Here is a 24,665-nt window from a genome sequence, read left to right as displayed (position 1 = left end):
GCTAAATTCTGCAGCCCAGTACACAGTCTTCCATCACCCTTTTGGTTTCTTCAGCAATCCTGTCCCAGCTGAACAGCTGCAGAGCTGCAGTTTTTCCCATGCTTCCGATCACTTCGGCTTCTTGTTTATTGCAAAGAAGGAAAGCAGCTTGTTCCTTAAAGCTTAGAGCACTTCCCGGCTCCATCAGCAGACCTGTCCTTTTATGGCTGACAATCCCTTTTAGGCCGCCTGTGTCTGACACGATGGTTGGTTTGCCATGTATCATCGATTCCAGCGCCACTATACCAAAAGGCTCATATTCACTTGGAAAAACCGCGATATCACATAGTGAAAATAAAGCGTTGCGCTGCTCATCACCAATGAACCCTATAAAGAATACGGTCCCGGACAGCCCCATTTCTTCCGTTTTCCTTCTATAGAAATCCAATAGCGGACCTTTTCCGGCTATAAAATAATACACATCCGGAAACTCTTCTTTCATGAGGGCTGCTGCATCCAATAGGGTATCAAAGCCTTTTTCCTTCACCATTCTGCCAAGGGAGAATACAAGCCTTCTGTGCGGGTCAACTGGCAGCTGGCTTAAAACATCCATATCCGGCTGGCGAAAATCACCAGGATGAATTCCGTTGGCTATGATGTGAACAGGCTTTCCTTCGATATGAAAGATCTTTTGGATTTCCTCTCTCATATACCTGCTGCAGACAATCAGCATGTCTGCAGCTTCAGCCAGCCTGCTTTCCTTCTGATGGATAAACTTCTGGATTTCCGTATATATGCCATTATTCCTTCCATGTTCAGTTGCATGTATCGTTGCCAGCAGCGGTATACCGAGCTCAGATTTAAGTGATTCTGAAGCTGGCCCTGCAAGCCAGTCATGTGCATGAATGAGGGAGAAGCGGTGGATGCGTGCCAGCTCAAGCCCTTTTTCTGCCATAGCCAGATTCAGGCTCCCTACCCAGTACAGAAAATCTTCTTCTGCAGCAGCAAGCGGCCTCACCCGATGGACAGTGACTCCATCAGCTTTCTCCTCCATTGGCGCCCCGTCTGTGCCGGCAGTAAGAACATGAACATCGAAGCCTTTCCCTGCAAGGCTCGAGGCCAGTCCATGGACATGACGTGAAAGGCCTCCGACAATATTTGGCGGGTACTCCCAGGAAAGCATCAGGATCTTTGGCAAACTGCCCGTTTCGGCTATCTGCTCTCCTCCACCAATTGCTGCAAGGATGGGTGATTTCCCCTCCAGTTCTTCCAGGAAGGCCTCTCCTCCCTCTCCAGCGGCAAACAGCCTCTCAAGCTTCCGAAATGCCTCAGCATGCTTCTCTGATTCCCCCCGATAATCGGGGTGTGCTCCGGCGGTATTCAAAAAAAACATCCATTCTCTTGTCATTTGTTTATAAATCCTAAGCTCCCGGCTACTCTTCAAAGATTCTCCAATCTTCCCAAGCTTCCTTTCCAAAAAGAAGCACTCCTCCCAAAAGCCGGATATCTCTTCAAAGGGAATTCCGCCAGCTTCTAAAAATGATGAGGAAAGGTGGACTCTTTCCAATTTATCAGCACTTTCCTTGGAGGAGGAGGCTGATAGAACAGATAGTTTCTCAAGGTTATAAACATTGAGATCATGCAGGCTGACCGCCGGCATACCATCATCCTTATCTTCTGTCCCCCGAAATGGATAGACAGGGACCATGATTACCCCGTGGGGAGACAAGACTTCTCTCTTCCTTCCACCCTTTGGCGCCGGGTCTGCATAGCCGATTGTCCTGCCGTTTATATAGCTGTAAAGGATGCCTGCTTCAGCTAGATAAAGGTCAAGTCCTTGCTCATAAGCCCCTTTAGGAAACCAGAATCCTTCCGGATGGATGGAAAAATAATCATTCATGATGGATATTCCAGTATCTATCTGCTTTCTTATTCCATTATGAGTCGAAAGAAAAGGGAGGATTGCTGAACATGCCGGGGAAGCAAGGAGCTCCAGCCGGCCGCTTTCGGCAAGCTGGCGCACAAAGATATTCAGCCTTCCCTGATGCTTCTCCCAAATATGGAGCGCCATGTCAGCCTGCTTGTCCGCTTTTAAATACTCAGCCATTTTCTGCTGAAAATCAGGCTGATCGAGCAGCTCGTAGTAGATGGGCGTCACCGCCAGCTTCATCCCATGTTTTTCCTGTGCAGATTCGAGAAATAGAATGAACTTTACAGTAAATGAAAAAATTTCACCCTGCATCTCCCGGCTATCAGAATAAAAGTTCATGACAGGCGCTTCTGCGTATACAATGAATCCTCCTGTAGCGGCCAGTTTAAACGCCTCCCTTATCATTTGTATAAAAGCTGTAGGTGCTGACATGTTCAATCCAATTTGGCGGGGATCCAGCTTCGTGTGCTTTTAGATCTTCCTTGAGACGCCCTGCCTGTTCCGCGGAATTCCTTGGTATTTGAACTGAATTGGATCTCATAAAAGGGATGAACCTCCCATGGACCTTGGCTCCTGCCTCGATGCAGTAAGACCGGTCAGGCGCCAGGCCTTCAAACATAATGGAGTTCTGTCCTTCAGCGGGGATATGTTCCTGAAAGCTGTGTGCATTGCTGCCATTGAAAATTATACTGGTGATATCATAAAGCCTGATGACATCCTCCAGGTCACTTTCATGAACTTCAAAATATGAAGCAGCAAGGGTTTTCTTCATGGCTGCCGTCCTCCAGAAGGAATAGATGCTTCCATCCTGCACCTGCCAGGCAGATATCCCCTCTTCTTTCATCAAATAATCTGCGGATACCCGGGCCGCTTCCATCACTATATGCTTCTTTTCCTTCTCTTCCGCTTTTGAATCCGACTCTTTCACGTGCTTCATCCACTGATACTGAACTTTTCCGCGCGTTGTACCGAGCTCTTTTGCGATTTTTCTGAAAGAAAGCCCTTTTTCCCTTAATCTGATAATTTCAGATTGCATGGTGCACCTCCTGCCAGCCAACCTGCCATTATATGCCCTGCCGGCCCGTCTTATTACTTTCATGTTATCACTGAACACGCGCCCCCACAATGAACGCATTTTGTCGTAATATGCAGGTCCTTTGAGCCCCGTGCATCCAAGGACAAAATATTTTCTCTGCATGAATTTAGAACCAGTCATTACAGCCGGATTCTATTTTAAACTCAGCCAAAAGTACGGATTATGCAGATAAACACTCTTTTCCTGCTAGATAGAGTCGAATTTTGTCACCTGTAGTGGTAAAATTACTAGGGCACTAAAAAATTATTATTGAGGTGAATATAATGGGTTATGTTATGATCGGCCTGATAGCCGCGGCAATATTGCTTCTCATACTCTCGTTTTTTCTGAAAGATCCATATAAAAGCATTCGTGAAGAAATTGACCAGGTATCAATCCATCAGATACAGGAACTTTACTTAATCAAGAAAAAGCTGAAGGTGCTTGAAGAAGAGCTATTAGTAGACGGAGCTGCTGCCAAACCGGCAGGCCAGCCGATTTCTTCCGGGCAAGTCAATCCCATATTGAAGAATCAGGTTCTCTCCCTTTCACAGCAAGGGCTGTCCATCGACCAGATTTCAAAGCAGTCCTCCCTTTCCAGAAGCTCAGTACAGGAGATCGTCAATGAATTTTCTGCAAGGAGAGAGTACTCATGAACAGACTGACCTTGCGGGCATTTTCACTTGGGATGCTGATTACAGCCGGACTCATCGGCGCGTTTTATTTCTTTTCAAAGGACGATTATATCAATCTTTCGGATTCGAAGGCTGCCAAAGCAAGCGTGAAGGAAAACGGATATATCCTTTTGTCCGAAAAAGAATATAATGATCTAAAAGGCAGGACGGCAGAGGCAGCTGAAAGCAGCCAGGAAGAGGATAAGCCTGCCAAAGAAGGCGATAAGAACGCAGACGCAGAAGAAAAACCTAAACAAGACGAGCAGGAAAAAAAAGCTGAACCAAAAGTGATCACCTATAAAATCACAATTTCAAGCGGAATGGATACTGGTGAGATCGCAAGCCAGCTGGCTGCAGCCAAAATCATTACCAATGAGTCTGCATTTAAGCAGTACCTCATTTCCAGCGGCATGCACACAAAGATCCAGCTTGGCACATTTGAACTGAATAATGAAATGACTTCCCAGCAGATTGCAACAGTCATCACAAAAGGCAGATAAAGGAAGGAGGATGAAGCATGGCTTCATCCTCCTTTTTTTATATAGGAAAAGCCCCGCAGAATCCGGGATTACTGCAGGGCTCTTTGCTTTAGCTATTCAAATCATAGTGCCTTCCTTTTACGAGGTAAAACACACTTTCGGATATGTTGGTCACATGGTCTGCTGCCCTTTCAAGATAGCGGCAAATAAAGGACAGCTGAGTGATCTGCGGCAGGTATTCAGGCTTCTGCAGATTGATCTGCAGGAGTTCCTGTATTGTCTGGCCGTACAGGTCATCAACCTGGTCATCCATTTCTGCCACTTCTTTTGCTTTCCTGATATCTTCTTCATTGAAAGCCTCAAGTGACATCTTAAGCATCCTGGAAGTGATTTCATACATCTCTTTAATATGGACGATCGGCTTAACATGATCCTCGCTTCCGATGCGGATGGTTGATTTCGCGATATTGACGGCAAAATCGGCTATCCTTTCAATATCAGTAGCAATTTTAATCGCCACAATGATTCTTCTTAAATCAATTGCGACCGGCTGCTGCTTTGCTATCAGAAGGATGGCAAGGTCATTGATCTCTTCATATAGCACATCAGCTTTCGTATCATCCTCCATAATTTCAAGCGACAATTCAATATCCTTGCCTTCAAGGGCATTAATCGCCCGGAGCAAAGCCTGGTCGGCAAAATTGCCCAGCTCCATCAATTTATTCTGCAGCTCTTTCAAATCATAATGAAATTTTTCGCGGATTGCCATTTTATAAGCTCCCTTCTTTTCCTGTAAAATGTGTTTTCCTTATTAACCGGGCATCAGCCAAATCGGCCGGTAATATAATCTTCTGTCCTCTTGTCGACAGGATTGGAGAAGATTTTGTCTGTATTGGAAAACTCAATCACTTCACCATTCAAGAAGAAAGCAGTCTTATCTGAAATACGGGCAGCCTGCTGCATATTGTGGGTAACGATGATGATACTGAATTCTTTTTTCAGCTCCTGTACAAGCTCTTCAACCTTCAAAGTAGAAATTGGATCTAGGGCAGAGGTTGGCTCATCCATCAGGATGACATCCGGTTCGATGGCGAGGCAGCGGGCAATGCAGAGCCGCTGCTGCTGGCCGCCTGAAAGTCCAAAGGCATTCTGGTTCAGCCGGTCCTTCACTTCATCCCAAATGGCTGCTCCCTTCAAGCTCTTTTCCACGATCTGATCAAGAATTTTTTTATCGCGGATCCCGTGGATCCTTGGCCCGTAGGCGACATTTTCATAAATGGATTTCGGGAAAGGATTAGGCTTCTGGAACACCATGCCAACTTTTGTACGCAGTTCTTCCACTTTATAAGACTTGTCAAAAATATTCCTGCCCCTGTAAGCAATTTCCCCTGAAGTCCTGACTCCGGGAACAAGCTCGATCATCCTGTTCAGCGTTTTGATATAGGTCGACTTCCCGCAGCCTGAAGGGCCGATGATGGCTGTCACCTCATTTTCATAGATATCCAGATCAATATTTTTCAATGCATTATTATCGCCGTACCACAAGTTCAGCTGATTCGTTTTGTATACGATGCTTTTTTCATTAACAGACCCCTGGGTGCTGCCTTTTCTGACAGCTGGTGCATTCACTTTATCTATTGTTGCATTCATTATGAAAAACTCCCCTTCATCCTATATTATTAGCTCGCCTGATTTGCTGCTCATCATAATGGGCAGGCTGAAATCTGATCTATTGTCTGAGAGCCTTAATATCTTTTCTGAAATTTATTCCTGATCAGGACGGCAACAGAGTTCATGCCGATAAGAAGCACGAGCAAAACAATGATGCCTGCAGCTGCAAGCGCCTGAAACTCTTCCTGCGGCCTTCCGGTCCAGTTATAAATCTGCATAGGCAGTACAGTGAACATATCAAACACCGACCTTGGCAGGAACGCCAGGAACAGCGGCAGACCAAGGACAACCAGCGGTGCAGTTTCCCCAATGGCCCGTGAAAGAGCCAGGATTCCGCCTGTCAGTATGCCGGGCACTGCAGCAGGCATGACAACCCGGACGATTGTCTGCCATTTGGTTGCGCCCATTCCGTATGAAGCTTCTCTAAGCTCCTTGGGAACAGAACGGATCGCTTCCTGAGAAGCTACAATAATGATTGGCAATACAAGCAGGCTCATAGTCAGCCCGGCTGCAATTACACTTGTGCCAAACCCTGCCGCTCTTACAAATACAGTAAGACCGAGCAGCCCGAAAACGATCGAAGGCACACCTGCAAGGTTTGAGATATTCACTTGAATGAAGTCAGTAAACTTATTTTTCTTTGCATATTCTTCCAGGTAGATCGCCGTTCCCACTCCAAGCAGAAGTGATACCGGGGCAACGACGCCCATGAGCCAAATCGTCCCGATCAGAGCTGTTTTAACCCCAGCCAGTTCAGGCTTCCGGGATGGAAGGCTTTGAAGGAACTGCATATCAAGATAGCCGGCCCCTTGAGTGAGTATCCGATACAATAAGATTCCCAAAATCAATAATCCAAACATGGTGGCTGCCAGGAATATCAATTTAAACAGTACATTCTTATACAGCCTCGGTTTCATTTTGTTAACGACAGAAGTATGGTCAATCAGCTTCATCAGTATTCCTCCCTAAAGCGGCGGGAAATGAACTGGGCGAACAGATTCATTACTAGAGTAAACAGGAAGAGTGTAAATCCAACCGCGTATATGCTGTAATAGATCGTTGTCCCGTAGCCGGCATCACCCTGGCTGACCTGGACAATATAAGCTGTCATGGTTTGGATGCTGTTTGTCACGTCCCATGAAAGGTTCGGCGTCGATCCGCCTGCCACTGCTACAATCATTGTTTCTCCGATTGCCCTTGATACAGCAAGCACAACTGAAGCAATAATACCCGATAATGCTGCCGGCAGGACAACCTTGAAGGCCACTTCAAGCTTAGTCGATCCCATTGCAAGAGCCCCTTCCCGCATCGCACGCGGAACCGAAGACATAGCGTCCTCTGAAAGCGAAGCTATCATCGGCGTAATCATGATGCCGATCACTATTCCCGGACTCAGGGCATTGAAGATTTCAAGAGAAGGAATCATATCCCGAAGGATTGGCGTTACAAATGTCAGTGCAAAAAAACCGTAAACAATCGTCGGTATGCCTGCCAGCACCTCAAGGATAGGCTTTATGATCCTTCTGGTCCTGTCAGATGCATACTCACTCAAAAAGATGGCTGATGCGAGGCCGATCGGCACCGCAACTATAACCGCGATCGCAGTAACTTTCAAAGTGCCTGAAACAAGCGGCAGGATGCCATATGACCCCTGTGATTCAGAGAAAGGATACCATTTCTGAGCTGTCAGAAATTCTCCGATGCTTACCCTGTCGAAGAAGATGAATGTTTCTACAATAAGAGTCATGACAATGCCGATTGTCGTCAGCACTGAAACTGCAGCTGTCAGCAGCAGAAGCCATGGTACGAGTTTCTCAATCATATTTCCTGCGTTTTTCTTTTGCTTTTTCGCCTGAATCATTTCCTGGACGGAAAATGTGTCCGATGACTTTATTAGTGCCAAAATGAAAACCCCTTTCATCCGCATAGCAAGATGAGAAGCACAGGTGACGCGCTTCCCATCATAAAATTGTTAAATATTATTTAAGGCCTTCTAATGTTTTCATTGCCTCATCATATTCTTCATCCTTCAGCTTTACATAGCCTACATCTTCAGAAAGGACGCCGGCATTTTCAATTGTATATTTGACAAACTCATAAACTTCTTCATTTTTAAGCGATTCGTTTTTCACATAAGTGAAGAGCGGTCTTGACAGTGGTGCATATTCTCCGCTTTCTACTGTTTCATTGTTCGGTTCAACAGGGCCGTTTCCGCCGTCGATCGGAACTACCTTCAGGCTGTCTTTGTTTTCAGCATAATAAGCATAGCCGAAGTAGCCGATTGCATTTTTGTCGCCTGTAACTCCTTGTACAAGTACATTGTCATCTTCTGAAAGTGTTGCTTTTTCAACGATTGGCGCTTCTTCAAGGATTACTTCATCAAAGTAGTCATATGTTCCGGAATCTGTACCTGGTGAATAGAATTTGATTTCCTCTTCAGGCCAGCCTTCACGGATATCGGACCATTTTTTCACAGATCCATCTTCAACCCACATCTTCTTCAGTTCTTCAACAGTCAGGTGATCAACCCAGTCATTGTCTTTGCTTACTACAACAGAGAGGCCGTCATTGGCAAGCTTGAATTCTGTGTATTCAATCCCTTTGCTTTCGAGCTCTGCTGCTTCTTCTTCTTTAATTGGGCGGGATGCGTTGCTCAAATCTGTGTCCCCGGCGATGAATGCCTTAAAGCCTCCGCCAGTACCTGATGATGCAACAGAAACTTTTACTCCAGGCTGTTCCATACCGAATTCTTCAACTACAGCTTCCATGATTGGATATACAGTAGATGAACCATCGATATTAATTTCGCCTTGAAGCTGCTTATCTTCATCACTTGCTTGCTCTGTGCTGTTGCCTCCATCTGTTTGGGAACCATTTGTTGTTCCTTCTTCAGAGTTGCCGCAAGCTGCTGTGAATGCTAGCACTGCCCCGATCATTGCTGATAGTGCTAAGTACTTAAAGCTTTTCATTTCTTTATTCCCCCTAAGAGATTTGGTTGTTTTGTCCTACGAGTATTAGAATAAGGCTTTTCTATTAATCTGGTTTTAACTAAATGTAAAGCTTTTGTAAATGAGGTCTCCTTTTGTGTTAAAAAGTCGGATTTGAGGGAATGATGATATATTTGAACATAGAAAAAAGCCTGTCCCCAAAGGAGACAGGCTTGGATTTATAATGAAAAGCTATGCCGCTGCTGATTTCCGTTCCAGGCAAATCGCTTTCCGCGGGGCGGAGTTACTCCTCCTCGTCACTGGCGTTCCTGCGGGGTCTCAGCATTTCCGCTGCCTCCCGCAGGACGTTGAATCTGCTTCTTCGAATTGCCTCGCACGAGAAAAATGCGCATGCATTTTATGAGAAGTCTGCGTGCCTTGCACTCCAATCAACATGCATTTATAAAATTCATGAACTGGCCAGCAAAAGATTCTGGCTCAATTGTCTAAAAATCTTTCTAAATCCGCTGTTACGAACTTAACCCCGTTATTACAGTCCAGCTTCTTCACGGTCAGCTTCCTGGCCTTCTTTTACGTCTTCAATGTTCTCCACTTTTTGGACTGCTTCTTCTTTATCTTTATTTTCTTCGGCACGCTTCTTCTTTAAATCGAAATAGGCATCAAGTACCCGCTCGCCGATTTTTTTGTTGGCTCCATGATCGACACTTCCCTGGTAGGCCCATGGGACCAGAACAGCCAGGGCTACCTCAGGATTGTCTGAAGGAGCATAGCTTACAAGGCTCAGGTTCATGGTTTCAGGCGGTTCTTTGCCGAAATCCTTCCTTCTTGGCCCATCGTAAAAGGCTTCCGCAGTCCCTGTCTTCCCTGCCGGCTTATAGGTTTTCCCTTTTCCGCCAAAGTTTCCGTAAGCTGTACCGCCCGGCTCCTGCATGACCCTTCTGAAGCCTTCCTGGACGCGTTTCATCCAGTTTTCTTCTATATCAAGCCTGTTCAGGACCTTCGGCTTGATTTCCTCGAGAATTGGCCCGAGCTCACTATTGTCCATCAGAGGCTCACGGATTTCCTTGACGATATGAGGCTCCATCCGGTTGCCGCCGTTGGCGATGGTGGAAACATACTGGGCAAGCTGCATATTGGAATAGGTGTCATACTGCCCGATTGCAAGGTCAAGCATGAAACCAGGCTTGTCGCTCATCCCCTTGAATCCGGTCTGCTCATTTGGCAGATCGATTCCTGTCCTTACCCCCAGGCCGAATTGCGCAAAGGAATCCCGGATTGTATCAAACCCTTCCTCATTGAGCGGGAGCGGCCTGTCCGGCTTATAGACACCGCCACCGATCCTGATGGCTGTCTGGAACATATAGACGTTGGAGGAGTATTTCAGCGCATTGATATCATCAAGCGGCCCGAAGTTCTTCCATGATTTTTTAATGGGAGTGCCTTTAATTCGCAGAGGCCCGTCGAAGATGACTGACCCCGGCTGGATGACCCCTTCTTTATAGCCGGTAAGGATGGTGGCCCCTTTTACGGCAGATCCGACATTATAGGTTGTCGTAATATTCCCCAGGGCATCATCCTGCATCTCGCCATCAGCGATTTTCTTGCCGGCCATGGTCAGAATTTCCCCGGTCATCGGATCCATCAGGACTGTATATGCCCGGTCAAGAAGTGCGGTTCCAGGGGAACGCTTGGCAGCCCTGAGCTCTTCCTCGAGGATTTTCTCCACTTCCTTCTGAAGCTCCATATCGATGCTTAAGACCAGGTCCTTGCCCCTCTGGCCCTCGCTGATCGTTTCAGTCTTTAGAAGGCTTCCGCCTTTGTCGGTAATATTTTTAACCTTTGCTTTCTGGCCATGCAGAACATCCTCATATTGCAATTCAATATAGCTTTTTCCGACCCTGTCGTTGCGGCTGTAATCGCGTGCCAGGTAATAATCCACCTTTTCCGCAGGCAGGCCTTCATCTGATTTTGAGATCCTTCCCAGCACCGATTGCAGCGTGCTGCCAAAAGCATAATATCTTTCCCAGTCGGTTGTCGTGTCCACCCCGGGAAGGAATTGAAGATTTTCACTGACAACCGCAAATTCTTCATTGGTAACATCTTTATTTTTCACGATCTGCGGAGTCAATGCATATCCGCTTGTGAAATCTCTGTAGATCGCCAGGATTTCAAGATCTTTATCTGTGAGTGAGTTCAGCTCTTCCTCTGTGATGCGTTCCAGTTTCAGATCATATACTTCTTTATTGAACTCTTTATCATCTTCATATTTTTCCTTTAAAGCATCAATCTCTTTTTGTGATACTTTCGCATCTGCCTTCTCCTGGTTCTTCATGATCCAGTAGTCTTTCTTATCCCTCTCCTGGACTTTTTCTGTATCCTTCTGAATCAGGCTGGCCAGATTTTCCGCTACCTTTAGCATTTCCTCCTGGCTTGCGCCTTTATTAGTGTAGGTGATGGCATTCTGCGGCGTATTGTCGACAATCACCTTGCCAGTGCTGTCGAACATCTTGCCCCTTGGAACAGGGTTATTGACTGTCACGTCCTCTGTTCTCTCAATTTCCCTTTTGTAGTCATCCCCATACACGATCTGAACGACGCCTAGGCGAAGGATCAGCATGGAAAACAGCAAAAATACAGCAAAGAACAGCATGTTCAGCCTCATAGGCACATGGTTCTTCTTTTTTCTTTTTTTATTCAAAACAGCAGCACACTTCTTTCCTCATGGATTGTCTTCTTATATTGTAAAAGAAAGTAGAAAATATTTCTATAAACAGCCTGCTGGTTTTCACAGGAAATAATTAGCTTTAGAACACAAATAAGAGGGGGCTCTCGCTCCCCCTCCTATGCAGGCTTGATTTGAATTTTCCGATAAAAGAAGTAAATCACTGAATGGCCTGCCCCAACGAACAGCAATAAAATGGGAATGCTCTTTTCCTCGCTGAAAAAAGTGACTGCACCGAGGAAGCAGAGAATGGATACCACCCTGCCCATATTCAGGAATACTTCCCTTACGACAATATACTCAATCCTCATTTCAGCTGCACGCCAGCCTGTTCCTATAACATCGTAGGTCATGGAAACATAGGGAACAAGCAGAAGCGGGTAAGCAATGGCAATCGAGGCCGCATACATAAGCAGCCTTGCGTACGTAACATCAATGATGATAAAAAAGATGCTGGCATATAGAATCAGTCCGCCAGCCAGGATCGATTTTTTGCGGTATTTCTTTTTTATGAGCCTTGATGCAAGATAATACGCTACAAAGGCAATGCCTGAATTGATCAGCCCGAATGTACCGAGGGCCATTTCACTGCCTGTCGAAATGAAAACGAAGACAGAGATGACAAACACAAAGGTTCCTTCACGGAGCCCCTGAAAAAAGTGGGCATTGGTGACAAGCTTCCAGTTGGGATTATTATCTCTTTCTTTAAAAATGCGGACAAACCAATAGGCCCCTTCCGCAGGACGGCGCTTCAGGAAAAAGCTTAAAAAGACAGCAAGTGAGAAAAGGACCAGAGAAAGCCCAAAAACAATCGAATACCCTGTGAATTTTTCCAGCCTGGATATGATGAAGCCGGCTGAGATGGGCCCAATCATCCCTCCGACAGAAGAAAGGATTCCAAGGAATCCATTAAAAAAATCCCGCGTATCCGGTTCGGTGATTTCAAAGGTAAGCACATTAAACGCCAGCCAATAGAACCCATATCCCATTCCAAGCAGCGCTCCAAGGAGCAGCAGGAATTGCGATGCCTTAGTGCCGATGATCAGGACAGTCAAATAAAAAAGAGCCAGGCATATGACGCCGATCCGCAGGACGATGACCCTGTCAATTTTTTTCGCCCATCTTCCTGCAAGGATAAAGGTAAGCGGCTGGATAACGACAATTGATAAATTATACAGCCCAAGATCCCTGAATTCCCCTGATTGCTTCCATAAATAAATATTTACAAAAGTGTTTGAAAGAGCAACACTCAGAGAATAAAGCCCCCCGATTAAAAGCAGCAGGGTCAGGTCTTTATTCAGCTCAATATTTCCGATCAGCTTATTCATTTTGCTCATATTATAAAACTCCCCTTTGTTTCTAAGGGTAGTCTTCTACAATGGGCAGCTGCTTATTCATCCAGGACCGCTTTGATTGCACGCGAAAAGGCAGCAGACGAATCTGCTGCCTCTAATGGATGGAAAGATTATTTTGCTGAGCTATAGCGCTTAGATACTTCTTCCCAGTTAACTGCGTTAAAGAAGTTGTTGATATATTCAGGACGGCGGTTTTGATATTTCAGGTAGTACGCATGCTCCCAAACATCAAGGCCAAGGACAGGCGTTTTGCCTTCCATCAATGGAGAGTCCTGGTTTGGAGTGCTTGTTACTTCTAGCTCGCCATTGTTGACTACGAGCCATGCCCAGCCGGAACCAAAACGTGTAGTAGCAGCTTTTGCGAACTCTTCTTTGAAGTTTTCGAAGTTGCCGAATTTGCTGCTGATCGCATCTGCAAGCTCGCCAGTCGGCTCGCCGCCGCCGTTTGGAGAAAGGATCTGCCAGAATAAAGAGTGGTTGGCATGTCCTCCGCCATTGTTTCTAACTGCTGTGCGGACTGATTCAGGAACAGCGTCAAGATTTGAAACGACTTCCTCAACTGTTTTTGAAAGAAGCTCTTCATTGCCTTCCAATGCATTGTTAAGGTTTGTTACATATGTGTTATGGTGCTTCGTGTGGTGGATGTTCATTGTTTCTTTGTCAATGTTTGGCTCCAGCGCATCATAAGCATAAGGTAATTGCGGTAATTCAAATGCCATAATAAATTCCTCCCTATGTATCATTATTTAGCTTCCGAACGGCATCTATTCCATTTTTCAGAAAATAGAATCGTTCTAAAAGACTTTAATGTAAGATTACCAAACTTGGGTAATCCTTTCAAACAAAAAGCTTTGCCTGACAGATATACAATACCCTCCCATCTCCCTTTTATGCAAGGAGCGGTCATAAAACGAGAAAAAGGAAGTACACGATCATGACTGTCTGGATGAACCCCTTTGCCGCGATACTGCTGACAAAGCCGACAACCGATCCCATACCGATTTTTGCAGCTTCCTTGATGCCCTTCTTATGGACAATCATTTCAGCGGCTATGGCGCCAATGAAGGGGCCGATCAGTATCCCCAAAACCGGGATGACAAAAGGGCCGGCCAGGATGCCGATCGTGCTTCCCCAGATACCCGCCTTTGTACCCCCGTATTTCTTGATGCCAATCATATTGGCGGCATAATCGGCGCCGAAAAGAAGCAGGACAAACATCCCCTGGACGAGCCAGAACAGCCACCCGAAGGGCTCAAAAGAAAAGGCAAGCCCATAAACAGCAAATCCTCCAATGATGAAAAGGACGCTTGGAATGATAGGTAGAAAGAGGCCGATAAAAGCAACCGCAAATAAAATAATGATTATCGTCCAGTATACGTAATCCATTAGACCAGCACCTTCGATTTTTTATTTTTCTTTCCCGTCTGAAAAGGAAAAAGCAAGAGGTTTCCCTCTTGCTTACTATACACTAATTGTCTTCTCCTAAAACAGCCTCTGCGATGTTTACAGCATGATCGCCGATACGCTCAAGGTTGCTGATGATATCTACATAAACAATTCCCGCCTGCCCGGTGCATGTCCCTTCATTCATCCTGATGATATGCTGCTTTCTAAGCTTTCTTTCCATCTTGTCAATTTCCTCTTCTTTTTTGACAACATGCCTTGCAGCTTCCTTATCATTATGGTCAAGGGATTCGAGTGATTCCTTCACCGTTGAAATTGTCAAAGCAAACATATCCTCAAGGTCATTCATCGCTGAATCAGTGATTTTCACCTTATTGGCCTGCTGATATTCAATCAGTTCAATGATGTTTTCAAAGTGGTCGCCGATCCGCTCGATATCCCTGACTGTATCCATCAGCACTGTATGCTCTTCAGATTCATTTTCCGAAAGTGAGCTTGTCGATAGACTGATCAGATAATCTGTAATTTTGCGGTCAAGATTATTGATGGCTTCTTCAAGCTGGTATGTGCTGTCTGAATGCTTTTTGAGCTTCGTCTTTAAAAACAGATTTGTTTCTTCAAGGCCTTTAACCGCAAACGACCCCATTCTGAGCACTTCTTCCTTCGCCTGGCCAAGGGCAATTGAAGGAGACTGTTCTATAAATACCGGATCAAGATGTTTTGCTTTATAGTCAACAACTGAATCCTCGCCCGGAATCAATTTTGTGACTATGAAGGCAAGTGCTGCTACAAACGGAAGCTGGATCAATGTGTTGGACGTATTGAAGATTCCGTGTGCAAACGCAATCGTCATTTCCGGATTGAGACTCAGCTTATCCTGTAAAGCAGAAATCACCAGATTGAATGGATGAAGCAGAATCAGGAAAATGGTTGTCCCGATCAGATTGAAAAGGACGTGAACAGCTGCAGCTCTCCTTGCTGCTACAGATGCCCCAATGGCTGCCAGGACAGCCGTAATGGTTGTCCCGATATTATCCCCAAAGAGGACCGGCAGAGCTGCATCAAGATTGATCAGATTCTCAGAGAACAAGCCCTGGAGAATCCCGATCGTCGCACTCGAGCTTTGGACAATGACCGTGAACAATGTTCCGACCACTACACCAAGGATCGGGTTTGAGCTCATATTGACTGTTAATTCGTGGAACGCCTCAAGCCCCCTGAGCGGCTTCATCCCGCCGCTCATAAGCTCAAGCCCATAAAATAATGCCCCGAATCCAAAAACAATCTGGCCGACATTATGTACTTTTTTATTTTTAAAGAAGAATAGCATGATTGAGCCCAATGCAATGATTGGAAGTGCGTATTCTCCTACATCAATACCTATGATGAACGCCGTTACCGTCGTTCCGATATTCGCACCCATGATGACGCCAATTGCCTGGCGCAGGGTCATGAAGCCGGCACTGACAAGGCCGACGGTAATGACTGTTGTAGCAGAGCTGCTCTGGATAAGGATCGTGACAATGATCCCCGCGAGAACACCCATGACCGGATTGGTAGTAAACTTGTCCAATATATCCCTAAGTTTATCACCGGCCGATTTTTGAAGGCCGTCGCCCATGAATTTGATACCGTATAAGAAAATACCAAGGCCGCCCAAAAATTCAAAAAGCATTTGCTGGATGTTTAGTTCCACCATTTTTCAACCCCTATAACTTTTTAGATTCGACATTAATCTACAAACCCCACATCATTATGTATGATGGGTAAATAAAAAGTAAAGATTACTTTAGCCAAATTTACAATACCTTAACATTTAAGCTTAATGTTACAATTATGTTACAAAACTGATTATTGATCATACTTGTACATATGGGGCGCTGCGGCTAAAATAAATGGTGAATCTTTTTAAGGGTGTGTCAAAATGAATGTATTTAAACAGTTTTTTAAAAGTCTCTATTCCCCTAGGGATATAGCCGCCTTCCGTTTTCAGGGAATCGGGAAGACAATTCTATATGTTTTCCTCCTTACCCTCCTGTCCGTTCTGCCAACCATCTATTATTTCAGCACGGCCATCATGTCCGGAGCAGATGCCGCCCGTGAGAGCCTGGCAGAGGATATCCCTGATTTCACAATTGAGAACGGGGAACTGCATTCCGATCAAAAAGCTCCCATCATCATCAATAAAAACAGCTTTACCATTGTATTTGACTCAACAGGCACTGCCAATAAAGAAGAGCTGGCCGATTCCAATATGGCCCTCGCAATGCTTAAAGATGAATTTATGTTTGTTGCCGGCGGGCAGGTTCAATCTTATTCTTATTCAATGGCTGGCGATCTGACTTTGACGAAGGAAGAGGCAGTATCATTCCTGGATTCCATTGATTCAGTCCTGGTGATTTTCATCATTATTATGGCTTTAGTCATTTACCTGTTCAGCACCGCGGTTAAATTTATCGAGGTTTCCGTGCTGGCGCTGATTGGCCTGCTTCTCCGCAGCATTGCGGGCCGCCGGCTGCAATACAGGCACTTATGGCGGATGGCCGCATACAGTGTCACACTGCCGACAGTCTTCTTTGCAGTCATGGGCGTTTTGCAGACAACTGTGCCAAGCGGCTTCATGATCAACTGGTTTGTTTCCATCATCATCCTTATGCTGGCAATAAAGGAAGTGCCGCTGCCAAAGAGCAAGCAATAAGCGGCAGTGATCAAGCTGAATTCTCAGCCGGATAACCATCTCAATTAAATGCAAATGAAAAAGGCGGACCAATTGGGCCGCCTTTTTTCGTTCTTTAATATTTAAACAATGATATGGTTTCCGCAAGCGACCCGGAAAGGGAAATAAGGCTTTCCCCCGCATCATGGCTTCTTCTGGTCTTGGCTGCCTGCTCATTGGAAGCTGTAATCATCTGTTCAGCACTAGCAAGTGTTTCCTGTGATACGGACGCGAATCCTTCTGCTGAAGCCTCGGCTTCAGGCAATATCCCATTCAGGATGGCCAGGCCTTTCTCGGACTCTTTGATCATCATGCTCACGGATGAAATTTCCCGCATGAGTACATCAAATGTGGTCATGCTTTTCTCAGCTGCCTCCAGATGAATCTTAAAGTTACCCTGCATCTCCTGGAAACCATCTGAAGCCTTTGCAGAAATGCTCACCATCTCTGCAATTGTCCCTGTTATATTTTCAGCAGCTTTCGAGGATTGGTCTGCCAGCTTCCTTACTTCATCAGCCACGACCGCGAACCCTTTGCCTGATTCCCCTGCCCTTGCTGCCTCTATGGCCGCATTCAGGGCAAGAAGCTTTGTCTGTCCGGCAATTTCCTGAATGAGTGTAACCACCTGTGCGATTTTATCTGAATAGTCCCTTACCTCCTGTACAGAGGCAGAAACTCCTTTAAGCTCTTTTTCATAATTTCTCACGGTATGCACAAGCTCCTTGATGCTTGCTTCTCCTTCTGATGCTGATATATTCATTGAGCTGGCGCTCGCAGTCATGCTTCCCATCATCTGAGAAATGCTTTCAATCGAATTTTTCATTTCCTGAAAAAGCTGAATGCTTTTCTCTGAGCTTCCTGCGGTTTCTTCTGCCCCGGCCCTTACCATGCGGATGGCTTCATTAAGATGTTCCTGCTCTTCCAGAACCAGGCCGGAAATTTCCTGCAGATCAGCGCCTGTCCATGTCAAATTCCTGGATGTATCCGAAATGCGGACGATCAGTTCCCTCATCTGATGCATCATGCTATGAAAGCTCTTTATCAGAGATGTAATCTCCGGGATAGTGGTCCGTGATTCTGCTTTCAGGTCAAGTCTTCCTGTCCTGGCCTGCTTCATAATATCCCTTAACGAATTGAGCGGGCCCGTAATGCTTCGGACCAGCATCAAAATAAGGAGGGCGGCTGCCGCTATGCTGGCAATCGCAGCAATAAGTATGTATTTTGCCATATCATAAACACTGTGAAGATATTGCTCCTGTGGAATGGCTATTAAAAATACCCCATTAAGTTCCTGGACATTGTGATAGGAAAGGGTATATTTTTGTCCTTGTAAATTTTCATGGGCAATCCCGGCTTTTTTTCCTGGATGCCGGCCAAAAGCTTCTCCGGAAATATTAAAGAAGATTTTTTGCTGACATCAAATGCTGCCGCCTTTCCTTCCGAAATCAGAAAATACTCACCGTGCAGCCCATCTTTTGCCAGCTCCGCTTCCTGTCCCCTCAGTACCTGGTTCACCTTTTTGCTGAACTCGTCTTCATTTCCCACGTAAATGAACATCAAGTTCTGTGCAAGCTGGTAAAAAGTTTTTGTTTCTCTTTCCAGCCTTTGCTCCATAAGCTCTATCGCTGTATCTTTTGATTTTTCATATGAGATATAGGCAACTGCAGAAATGGCCGCAATAAGCAGCCCTAAAGTCAGGAACAAAAGCCTGAATTGCAGCGGCATCTTTGCCATGAGACGTTTCCACGCTAAGCTTAATTTCAAATTCTGAAAAGGTTTGGCAATTCGTTTGCCGGCCTTTTTGAGTTTGATGGAATACTGTGATGTTTTTGCCAAAATGCATCTCTCCCCCTCTATTTATCCTTCATTATAGGGAGGTATTGTTAAGCATTTGTAAAGAAGCAGTAATTTTTTCCTAAATGATGTTTCGTGTGAATGGCTTGTTCTATTTTTGAATGTACAGGCATACATTCAGTAAAAAACTGCCGATCGGAGGCTTTGCTCATGAAACGGATTGCTGCGCTGCTGATTTCTGTCCTTGCTATATATATTATATTTTATGATCTGAGCCGCGGGACCCTTCCTGCCCCTGATCAAGCTCCAGCCCTTGAAGCCTCCTCCACAGTGGAGCCTGCTGAAGGTTCTATGGCCTATTTCGAACAGAAGGCAGTACCCGGGGAAACTGTCCTGACGATCGTAGAGAGGCATCTCAACAGCTCAGTTCCCGTTTCCATCTCCCAGGTAGCAGCAGATTTTGAAAGGCTTAACAGCGGGGTGACGGCCGGGAAGATCCAGGCAGGTAAAATTTATAAATTTCCGGATTACGCAAAAACTAACAATTGAAAAGATAAATGCCAGAACCCTCATTCTTGTCAACTCAGCAGGTTCATTGATACAATAGGATATAGTTTGACAGCAGCAGGACTTTGCAATGCGCTGCTGAAAATTCATTTTTTGTTCCAATTCCATATTTAAAGGAGCGAATCACCATTGAGTGAAATTATACATCGTACCAAAACCCGCCCGGTCAAAGTAGGCAACCTGACCATCGGCGGCAATAATGAACTTGTTATCCAAAGCATGACGACCACCAAGACGCATGATGTCGAAGCTACAGTCGCTGAAATTAAGCGGCTTGAAGAAGCAGGCTGCCAAGTCGTCCGGGTGGCGTGCCCTGACGAAAGAGCGGCAAATGCCATTGCTGAAATAAAAAAACGGATCAATATCCCCCTAGTAGTGGATATCCATTTTGATTATAAACTGGCTCTTAAGGCTATCGAGGGCGGAGCTGACAAAATCAGGATCAATCCCGGTAATATCGGGCGCCGTGAAAAAGTGGAAGCAGTTGTTAAAGCCGCTAAAGAAAAAGGGATCCCCATCCGGATCGGTGTAAATGCCGGTTCACTGGAAAAACGGATCATTGAGAAATACGGCTACCCGACTGCTGATGGTATGGTGGAAAGCGCCCTTCACCATATCAAAATCCTTGAAGACCTTGATTTCCATGACATCATTGTTTCCATGAAGGCTTCTGACGTCAACCTGGCCATCGAAGCTTATGAAAAAGCAGCCATGGCCTTTGATTACCCGCTTCACCTTGGAATTACAGAATCAGGGACATTGTTTGCCGGCACAGTGAAAAGCGCCGCAGGCCTTGGTGCCATATTAAGCAAAGGCATCGGTAATACTTTAAGGATTTCCTTAAGTGCCGACCCTGTTGAGGAAGTCAAAGTCGCCAGGGAACTCCTGAAGTCATTCGGCCTATCTTCAAATGCCGCTACACTTATTTCCTGCCCGACTTGCGGACGGATTGAAATCGATTTGATCAGCATTGCCAATGAAGTAGAAGAATATATCCAGAAGATCAAAGCACCTATAAAAGTAGCTGTGCTCGGCTGTGCTGTAAACGGCCCCGGAGAAGCGCGCGAAGCAGATATCGGCATCGCCGGTGCCCGCGGGGAAGGCCTATTGTTCCGCAAGGGGAAAATAGTCCGCAAAGTTCCGGAAGATACAATGGTAGAAGAATTGAAAATCGAGATCGATAAAATCGCTGAAGAATACTATGCGAAACAAGAAGCTGAAAAACAGCTTCAAATGAATGATTAAAGCGGCTTTACACCCGCTTCGACAGCAGCAAACAAAGACCGGCTCAAATATTGAGCCGGTCTTTTTCCTGCTCCCGCCTAAAAGAACGGAAGGATAAAGATTCCAATGATAATGGAGACGGCACCGATGCCGATTGCCCAAGCCCCGGTTGTGCGCGCCCCTCTTCTGCGCGCTATGAAGCCGAGAATGATGCCGGCGGCGCCAAACAGGATCGGCAGGACAAAAAGTGAGAGAATGGAAAGCGCTAAGGCTCCATACCCCATCATACCGCCAGAGAGGTCCATCCCGGTATTTTCTTCTCCGCGGTCTTCCTCCCGGCCGCTGTCCCTTCCCAGCGAAACAGGTGCTGCGATTTCGGCCGCTGTTTCTTCTGTATAATTCCTTGACCCATATTCATTTTTTTCGCCAATCTCTTCGCTGTGGCGAAGGTCTTGTTCTTGCTGAGAGCGTTCTTGATCTGCCAATATAATCCCTCCGCTTTCAGAAGCCTGATTTGTTAGTAATGGCAAATTAGCTGCCCCCTTCTATAGGGGCATTATTTATTATCTGCTCTCTCCTCCTGTTTTACGATGCTAATGTATGGTAAGAAAAGCACAAGCTTCTCTTGCTCACTTAAGGAATGCAGACTAATAACGCCATGTGCTGCGGCAGCGACTGGATTATCAGGTTCCTGGGGACCTCATGACGATCCTGCCGCAAAGACGCTCTTTGCCCTTTTTGGCAAATCGGCTGTGACCCTAAGGGATATGCGTGCTGCTGGTCAGTAATCGAAGTTAAAATACTTCTTTATCCATATAAAAAAACAGGCAAATCTCCTGCTTCTCACCTGCAATCCTTTTTGGAGGGCACAAGTTCTGTTAAGATGGTATGAGACATCCATATAAGGAGAAAAAGACATATGAAAAGATTCGGCATTGATATCGACGGGACAGTGACATGCCCTTCATCGATCATCCCCTATTTAAATGAAGCGTTCCAATTAAACCTGACCCTGGAGGATGTAAAAGAATATGACTTAAATCCCCTGGTTGACATAAGCGAAGAAGAATTTGCAAAATGGTTCCTTGACAATGAACCAAAGATTTATGCTAATTCCCCGTTGGCTTCAGGAGCTAAACAGGTTCTGAAAGAATGGGAATCAAAGCATGAGCTGTACTTTATCAGTGCACGCGGCTCATATCTGCAGGAATTGACCGAAGAATGGTTCCTAGAAAACGAGCTTAATTTTCATCATGTTGAGCTGATTGGCTCTCATGACAAAATCAGTACGGCTAAGAAGCACAAAGTGGATATATTCTTTGAAGACAAGCATGATAATGCAGTTGCGATCCATGAAGAATGCGGCATACCCGTCATCCTTTTTGACACACCTTATAATCGCGATCCTATCCCTGAAGGGGTTGTAAGGGTGAACAGCTGGTTTGAGGCGAAGGCAGCAGTGGAACAGTGGCTGAAAGCTGAAAAAAAGTAAAAAAACAGAAAAACCGGCCCCAAGGCCGGTTTTTCCTATATCAATGTAAACAATCCGGGCAGCGGCCGTAGATTTCAAATTTGTGGCCGGATACATCGTAGCCTTTCAGGTTTTCCTGGAGCTCATTCATCGGGCATGTCTCAATTTCCTTCGTTTTGCCGCAGTCCAGACAGATAAAGTGATGGTGGTGATGATGGTGCGAGCAAGTAAAACGGAAATGTTTTTCTCCCGAAAGCTCGGTCATTTCAAAGATCCCCAAGTCAACGAATAAAGAAAGATTTCTGTATATCGTATCAAAGCTTAATCCCGGGTAATCGTCCTTCAATTTATCGAGCACATCTTTGGCAGTGAGATATTTATTGCTGTCAGAAAAGAACTGCAGCATTTCTTCGCGCTTTCCTGTATGTTTATATCCTTTTTCTTTTAAAAGAATCAAGGCTTCTTCAACATTCATTGCAATCACCTCTTTAAATCGCGCTGCTTGCTTCCTGGCAGCTTTTCCAGGCCCCGCCTATGCCTCGGCTTTTTCAGCGCCGGAAGCAAATTTCAGGAACAGGGATTTTATCAGGATGGTTAAAACAAGAATAAGGACACTGATCATTACAATCGTCCCCCCTGGAGCAAGGTCCAGATAATAGGAAACCGACAATCCTCCAAGGACAGAAATTTCCCCGAAGATCACCGAGAAAAGAATGGTTTGCTTAAACCCTTTGGCAATGCGGATGCTGGCAGCAACAGGAAGGGTCATCAGGGATGAAACAAGCAGAATCCCGACAATCCTCATGGAAGCCGCAATGACAAGGGCAACCATCACAATGAAAATGAAATGGACGCTCTTTGCGGCGATGCCGGACGCCTTAGCATGCTCTTCATCAAAGGAAAGCAAAAACAGTTCTTTATATAATAATACTATAAGAATCGCCACAATGGCGCTAATGATTAAAATTATCCAAAGGTCTGTCCTGCTGACCGCACTTACACTTCCAAACAGGTAGCTGAACAGGTCTGTATTGAAGCCATCTGCCAGAGAAATGAAAATGACTCCTATCCCGATCCCTCCCGAAAGGATAATCGGGATGGCCAGTTCCTGATAATGCTTATAAACAGCTCTCAGCTTTTCTATGAAAAGGGAGCCTGCAACAGAAAACAGCATACCCATATACATCGGATTAAGGCCGCTGAATGCTATGAACTTTTTTTCCAGCAGGAGGCTTGCTGCAATCCCTGCAAGCGTGACATGGCTCAAAGCATCTGCTATCAGCGACAGTCTGCGCACCACGATGAAAACCCCAAGGACAGGAGCAATGATGCCTATGATAATGCCAGTCAAAAAGGCGTTCTGCAAGAATTCATATTCAAGGATAGCCGATATCATAAGGCGCCTCCTTCATGATGATGATGGTGGCCGTCATGATTAAGGACATGGAGCCCGTGTCCGTAAAACTCTGAAACCTCATTCTGATCGAAGTCTTCAAATTCTTCTGTCCTTCCGTGAAAATGAAGATGCTTATTCAGGCAGGCTACATGTGTGACCTTATCGGTTATCGTGCCGATGTCATGCGTTACCAGAACCAGCGTAATGCCCAGCTTGGTATTTAAATCCCCAAGCATCTGATAAAACGACTGTACATTCTGAGCATCGACTCCTACCGTCGGTTCGTCAAGTATCATCAGCTTAGGACTGCTGACAAGCGCCCTGGCAATAAAGACGCGCTGCTGCTGCCCTCCGGAAAGCTCGCCGATATTGCGGCCCGAAAAGGCAGTCAAGCCGACAGATTCAATCGCTTCCGCAACTTTCGCCCTTTCCTGCCTGCCTGCAAACCGGAACAGTCCAAGCTTTTTGGTCAATCCGCTGGAAACCACCTCAAACACAGTAGCAGGAAACCCGGTATTGAAGGAGTTTGCCTTTTGGGAAACAAAGCCGATTTTTGACTGCTCCCTGAATTTTCCGATTGGCTGTCCGAACAGATGAATTTCGCCTTTCTGCGGCTTCAAAAGCCCGAGAATCATCTTAAGGAGAGTCGACTTCCCTGAACCATTCGGTCCCACTATCCCAAGGAATGCCCCTTCAGGGACGGTTAAATTAATATTTTCCAGCACATTTTCTTTTTCATATCTATAAGTGAGATTTGATATCTCAATAATGGGTTTTTGATCTTTCACTTTTATCACCTTTTAATATAAGAATGATTCCGATTTAACTTTAGTAGTATAACGGAACTCCACCACAATGTAAAGTGAACCGGATTCGTTGACTTAATTTTCTTCTGGAAGCACTTTTCAGTCACATTTCCGGGCTTTTGTACATAAGGTACAGAGGAGGTGGGAGAAAATGAAAATATTTGAGAATATCATCAATCATAAAGTCAGTACAATTACGACTGAAGAGCTTTTAAAATATGCGAAGCAATTCCAAATATCCATAAATCACGTGCAGGCAAAACAAATTGCCAATTACTTAAAAGGTAAACAGGTAAACATCTTCCAGGATTCAGAACGTTCCAAGATAATTAAGGAAATTGCCAAAATTGCCGGACCGGACACAGCAAGGGAAGTAAACAAGCTGTTTATGCAATTTACGAAGTGAAATGCGGAAGCGGCTTGCCCAGAGCCGACAAGCATAAGACGCGCAAGA

General features: G+C 45.5%; 25 protein-coding genes. 7 read left to right on the top strand and 18 right to left on the bottom strand.

Features of this window, described 5'->3' with window-relative positions:
* Position 1: 1 nt before the first annotated feature.
* Positions 2–2,341, bottom strand: coding sequence for a glycosyltransferase (locus LCM00_RS06330; RefSeq protein ID WP_224899059.1), 2,340 nt, complete (start codon positions 2,339–2,341; stop codon positions 2–4).
* Positions 2,295–2,945, bottom strand: coding sequence for a DUF4912 domain-containing protein (locus tag LCM00_RS06325; RefSeq protein ID WP_224899056.1), 651 nt, complete (start codon positions 2,943–2,945; stop codon positions 2,295–2,297). The genes LCM00_RS06330 and LCM00_RS06325 overlap by 47 nt, the downstream gene beginning before the upstream one ends.
* A 323-nt stretch (positions 2,946–3,268) precedes the next feature.
* Here LCM00_RS06325 and LCM00_RS06320 point away from each other — a divergent pair, with 323 nt between their 5' ends.
* Both LCM00_RS06320 and LCM00_RS06315 read left to right on the top strand, forming a co-directional pair.
* Entirely contained in the window at positions 3,269–3,640 is a 372-nt protein-coding gene (locus tag LCM00_RS06320) for a hypothetical protein (protein WP_224899054.1), read from the top strand.
* A complete protein-coding gene (locus tag LCM00_RS06315) occupies positions 3,637–4,158 on the top strand; it encodes an endolytic transglycosylase MltG (protein ID WP_224899049.1) in 522 nt (173 codons plus the stop codon). Before LCM00_RS06320 ends, LCM00_RS06315 begins: the two co-directional genes overlap by 4 nt.
* Positions 4,159–4,246: 88 nt before the next feature.
* Here the strand turns inward: LCM00_RS06315 and phoU are convergent, their stop codons facing one another.
* The 10 genes from phoU to LCM00_RS06265 all read right to left on the bottom strand — a co-directional run bounded on the left by phoU (position 4,247) and on the right by LCM00_RS06265 (position 15,936).
* On the bottom strand, positions 4,247–4,906 hold the full coding sequence (phoU, locus tag LCM00_RS06310; RefSeq protein ID WP_224899046.1) for a phosphate signaling complex protein PhoU: 660 nt from the start codon (positions 4,904–4,906) through the stop codon (positions 4,247–4,249).
* A gap of 53 nt (positions 4,907–4,959) precedes the next feature.
* Positions 4,960–5,787 carry a phosphate ABC transporter ATP-binding protein PstB gene (pstB, locus tag LCM00_RS06305; RefSeq protein ID WP_224899043.1) on the bottom strand — a complete coding sequence of 276 codons (828 nt, stop codon included), beginning with the start codon at positions 5,785–5,787 and terminating at the stop codon, positions 4,960–4,962.
* 95 nt (positions 5,788–5,882) lie between these two features.
* Positions 5,883–6,761 (bottom strand): phosphate ABC transporter permease PstA, encoded by an 879-nt coding sequence (gene pstA, locus LCM00_RS06300; RefSeq protein ID WP_009794880.1) that lies wholly within the window; start codon positions 6,759–6,761, stop codon positions 5,883–5,885.
* On the bottom strand, positions 6,761–7,735 hold the full coding sequence (gene pstC / locus LCM00_RS06295) for a phosphate ABC transporter permease subunit PstC (protein ID WP_224899040.1): 975 nt from the start codon (positions 7,733–7,735) through the stop codon (positions 6,761–6,763). Before pstC ends, pstA begins: the two co-directional genes overlap by 1 nt.
* A gap of 52 nt (positions 7,736–7,787) precedes the next feature.
* Positions 7,788–8,777 carry a PstS family phosphate ABC transporter substrate-binding protein gene (locus tag LCM00_RS06290; RefSeq protein ID WP_224899037.1) on the bottom strand — a complete coding sequence of 330 codons (990 nt, stop codon included), beginning with the start codon at positions 8,775–8,777 and terminating at the stop codon, positions 7,788–7,790.
* Between the two features lie 508 nt (positions 8,778–9,285).
* On the bottom strand, positions 9,286–11,454 hold the full coding sequence (locus tag LCM00_RS06285) for a peptidoglycan D,D-transpeptidase FtsI family protein (RefSeq protein WP_224899032.1): 2,169 nt from the start codon (positions 11,452–11,454) through the stop codon (positions 9,286–9,288).
* A 143-nt stretch (positions 11,455–11,597) separates the two neighbouring features.
* The gene (locus tag LCM00_RS06280) at positions 11,598–12,815 is read right to left on the bottom strand and encodes an MFS transporter (protein WP_224899029.1); all 1,218 of its coding nucleotides are present in this window, start codon (positions 12,813–12,815) and stop codon (positions 11,598–11,600) included.
* 128 nt (positions 12,816–12,943) lie between these two features.
* Positions 12,944–13,552 carry a superoxide dismutase gene (locus LCM00_RS06275; protein WP_224899026.1) on the bottom strand — a complete coding sequence of 203 codons (609 nt, stop codon included), beginning with the start codon at positions 13,550–13,552 and terminating at the stop codon, positions 12,944–12,946.
* 184 nt (positions 13,553–13,736) lie between these two features.
* Entirely contained in the window at positions 13,737–14,219 is a 483-nt protein-coding gene (locus LCM00_RS06270; RefSeq protein WP_224899023.1) for a DUF456 domain-containing protein, read from the bottom strand.
* 82 nt (positions 14,220–14,301) lie between these two features.
* Positions 14,302–15,936, bottom strand: coding sequence for a Na/Pi cotransporter family protein (locus LCM00_RS06265; RefSeq protein WP_224899019.1), 1,635 nt, complete (start codon positions 15,934–15,936; stop codon positions 14,302–14,304).
* Positions 15,937–16,161: 225 nt separating this feature from the next.
* Between LCM00_RS06265 and LCM00_RS06260 the strand changes: the two genes are divergently transcribed.
* On the top strand, positions 16,162–16,935 hold the full coding sequence (locus LCM00_RS06260; protein WP_224899016.1) for a DUF1189 domain-containing protein: 774 nt from the start codon (positions 16,162–16,164) through the stop codon (positions 16,933–16,935).
* 94 nt (positions 16,936–17,029) lie between these two features.
* On the opposite strand, the gene LCM00_RS06255 is transcribed toward LCM00_RS06260, so the two are convergent.
* Both LCM00_RS06255 and LCM00_RS06250 read right to left on the bottom strand, forming a co-directional pair.
* Positions 17,030–18,070, bottom strand: coding sequence for a methyl-accepting chemotaxis protein (locus LCM00_RS06255; protein ID WP_404802146.1), 1,041 nt, complete (start codon positions 18,068–18,070; stop codon positions 17,030–17,032).
* 152 nt (positions 18,071–18,222) lie between these two features.
* On the bottom strand, positions 18,223–18,789 hold the full coding sequence (locus LCM00_RS06250; protein WP_224899011.1) for a hypothetical protein: 567 nt from the start codon (positions 18,787–18,789) through the stop codon (positions 18,223–18,225).
* A gap of 168 nt (positions 18,790–18,957) precedes the next feature.
* Here LCM00_RS06250 and LCM00_RS06245 point away from each other — a divergent pair, with 168 nt between their 5' ends.
* Together LCM00_RS06245 and ispG are read left to right on the top strand one after the other, a co-directional pair.
* Positions 18,958–19,296, top strand: a complete 339-nt coding sequence (locus LCM00_RS06245) for a hypothetical protein (RefSeq protein ID WP_224899009.1) — start codon at positions 18,958–18,960, stop codon at positions 19,294–19,296.
* Positions 19,297–19,443: 147 nt separating this feature from the next.
* Complete coding sequence (gene ispG / locus LCM00_RS06240; RefSeq protein WP_022544197.1) at positions 19,444–20,559, top strand: flavodoxin-dependent (E)-4-hydroxy-3-methylbut-2-enyl-diphosphate synthase; 1,116 nt, start codon at positions 19,444–19,446, stop codon at positions 20,557–20,559.
* A 77-nt stretch (positions 20,560–20,636) separates the two neighbouring features.
* Here ispG and LCM00_RS06235 read toward each other — a convergent pair whose 3' ends face one another.
* Complete coding sequence (locus LCM00_RS06235; protein WP_224899007.1) at positions 20,637–21,068, bottom strand: DUF308 domain-containing protein; 432 nt, start codon at positions 21,066–21,068, stop codon at positions 20,637–20,639.
* 389 nt (positions 21,069–21,457) lie between these two features.
* Here LCM00_RS06235 and LCM00_RS06230 point away from each other — a divergent pair, with 389 nt between their 5' ends.
* Positions 21,458–22,030: a hypothetical protein gene (locus tag LCM00_RS06230; protein ID WP_224899005.1), complete on the top strand. Its 573-nt coding sequence runs from the start codon at positions 21,458–21,460 to the stop codon at positions 22,028–22,030.
* A gap of 40 nt (positions 22,031–22,070) precedes the next feature.
* Here the strand turns inward: LCM00_RS06230 and LCM00_RS06225 are convergent, their stop codons facing one another.
* Genes LCM00_RS06225 through LCM00_RS06215 form a run of 3 tightly spaced genes read right to left on the bottom strand, consistent with a single transcriptional unit; the run spans position 22,071 to position 24,193 of the window.
* Positions 22,071–22,484, bottom strand: coding sequence for a Fur family transcriptional regulator (locus LCM00_RS06225; RefSeq protein ID WP_224899003.1), 414 nt, complete (start codon positions 22,482–22,484; stop codon positions 22,071–22,073).
* Positions 22,485–22,541: 57 nt separating this feature from the next.
* Positions 22,542–23,405 (bottom strand): metal ABC transporter permease, encoded by an 864-nt coding sequence (locus tag LCM00_RS06220; RefSeq protein WP_224899001.1) that lies wholly within the window; start codon positions 23,403–23,405, stop codon positions 22,542–22,544.
* Entirely contained in the window at positions 23,402–24,193 is a 792-nt protein-coding gene (locus LCM00_RS06215) for a metal ABC transporter ATP-binding protein (RefSeq protein WP_224898998.1), read from the bottom strand. The genes LCM00_RS06220 and LCM00_RS06215 overlap by 4 nt, the downstream gene beginning before the upstream one ends.
* Before the next feature lie 169 nt (positions 24,194–24,362).
* Between LCM00_RS06215 and LCM00_RS06210 the strand changes: the two genes are divergently transcribed.
* Positions 24,363–24,617: a DUF2624 domain-containing protein gene (locus LCM00_RS06210; RefSeq protein WP_224898995.1), complete on the top strand. Its 255-nt coding sequence runs from the start codon at positions 24,363–24,365 to the stop codon at positions 24,615–24,617.
* Positions 24,618–24,665 lie beyond the last annotated feature (48 nt).

Source organism: Bacillus infantis, assembly GCF_020171945.1.
GTDB classification, from domain to species: domain Bacteria; phylum Bacillota; class Bacilli; order Bacillales; family Cytobacillaceae; genus Bacillus_AB; species Bacillus_AB infantis_A.
The sequence above is the reverse complement of the archived record's forward strand: the minus strand, read 5'-3'. Positions and strand labels throughout refer to the sequence as shown.

Bases quoted from the DNA above. Each gene is read 5' to 3' on its own strand.
- LCM00_RS06275 (WP_224899026.1), bottom strand. From the start codon at position 13,552: ATGGCATTTGAATTACCGCAATTACCTTATGCTTATGATGCGCTGGAG.
- LCM00_RS06315 (WP_224899049.1), top strand. From the start codon at position 3,637: ATGAACAGACTGACCTTGCGGGCATTTTCACTTGGGATGCTGATTACA.
- LCM00_RS06330 (WP_224899059.1), bottom strand. From the start codon at position 2,341: ATGTCAGCACCTACAGCTTTTATACAAATGATAAGGGAGGCGTTTAAA.
- phoU (WP_224899046.1), bottom strand. From the start codon at position 4,906: ATGGCAATCCGCGAAAAATTTCATTATGATTTGAAAGAGCTGCAGAAT.
- LCM00_RS06230 (WP_224899005.1), top strand. From the start codon at position 21,458: ATGAAAAGATTCGGCATTGATATCGACGGGACAGTGACATGCCCTTCA.
- LCM00_RS06225 (WP_224899003.1), bottom strand. From the start codon at position 22,484: ATGAATGTTGAAGAAGCCTTGATTCTTTTAAAAGAAAAAGGATATAAA.
- LCM00_RS06325 (WP_224899056.1), bottom strand. From the start codon at position 2,945: ATGCAATCTGAAATTATCAGATTAAGGGAAAAAGGGCTTTCTTTCAGA.
- LCM00_RS06265 (WP_224899019.1), bottom strand. From the start codon at position 15,936: ATGGTGGAACTAAACATCCAGCAAATGCTTTTTGAATTTTTGGGCGGC.
- LCM00_RS06260 (WP_224899016.1), top strand. From the start codon at position 16,162: ATGAATGTATTTAAACAGTTTTTTAAAAGTCTCTATTCCCCTAGGGAT.
- LCM00_RS06255 (WP_404802146.1), bottom strand. From the start codon at position 18,070: ATGAAGCAGGCCAGGACAGGAAGACTTGACCTGAAAGCAGAATCACGG.
- pstC (WP_224899040.1), bottom strand. From the start codon at position 7,735: ATGCGGATGAAAGGGGTTTTCATTTTGGCACTAATAAAGTCATCGGAC.
- LCM00_RS06210 (WP_224898995.1), top strand. From the start codon at position 24,363: ATGAAAATATTTGAGAATATCATCAATCATAAAGTCAGTACAATTACG.
- LCM00_RS06220 (WP_224899001.1), bottom strand. From the start codon at position 23,405: ATGATATCGGCTATCCTTGAATATGAATTCTTGCAGAACGCCTTTTTG.
- LCM00_RS06245 (WP_224899009.1), top strand. From the start codon at position 18,958: ATGAAACGGATTGCTGCGCTGCTGATTTCTGTCCTTGCTATATATATT.
- LCM00_RS06290 (WP_224899037.1), bottom strand. From the start codon at position 8,777: ATGAAAAGCTTTAAGTACTTAGCACTATCAGCAATGATCGGGGCAGTG.
- LCM00_RS06280 (WP_224899029.1), bottom strand. From the start codon at position 12,815: ATGAGCAAAATGAATAAGCTGATCGGAAATATTGAGCTGAATAAAGAC.
- pstB (WP_224899043.1), bottom strand. From the start codon at position 5,787: ATGAATGCAACAATAGATAAAGTGAATGCACCAGCTGTCAGAAAAGGC.
- pstA (WP_009794880.1), bottom strand. From the start codon at position 6,761: ATGAAGCTGATTGACCATACTTCTGTCGTTAACAAAATGAAACCGAGG.
- LCM00_RS06320 (WP_224899054.1), top strand. From the start codon at position 3,269: ATGGGTTATGTTATGATCGGCCTGATAGCCGCGGCAATATTGCTTCTC.
- LCM00_RS06270 (WP_224899023.1), bottom strand. From the start codon at position 14,219: ATGGATTACGTATACTGGACGATAATCATTATTTTATTTGCGGTTGCT.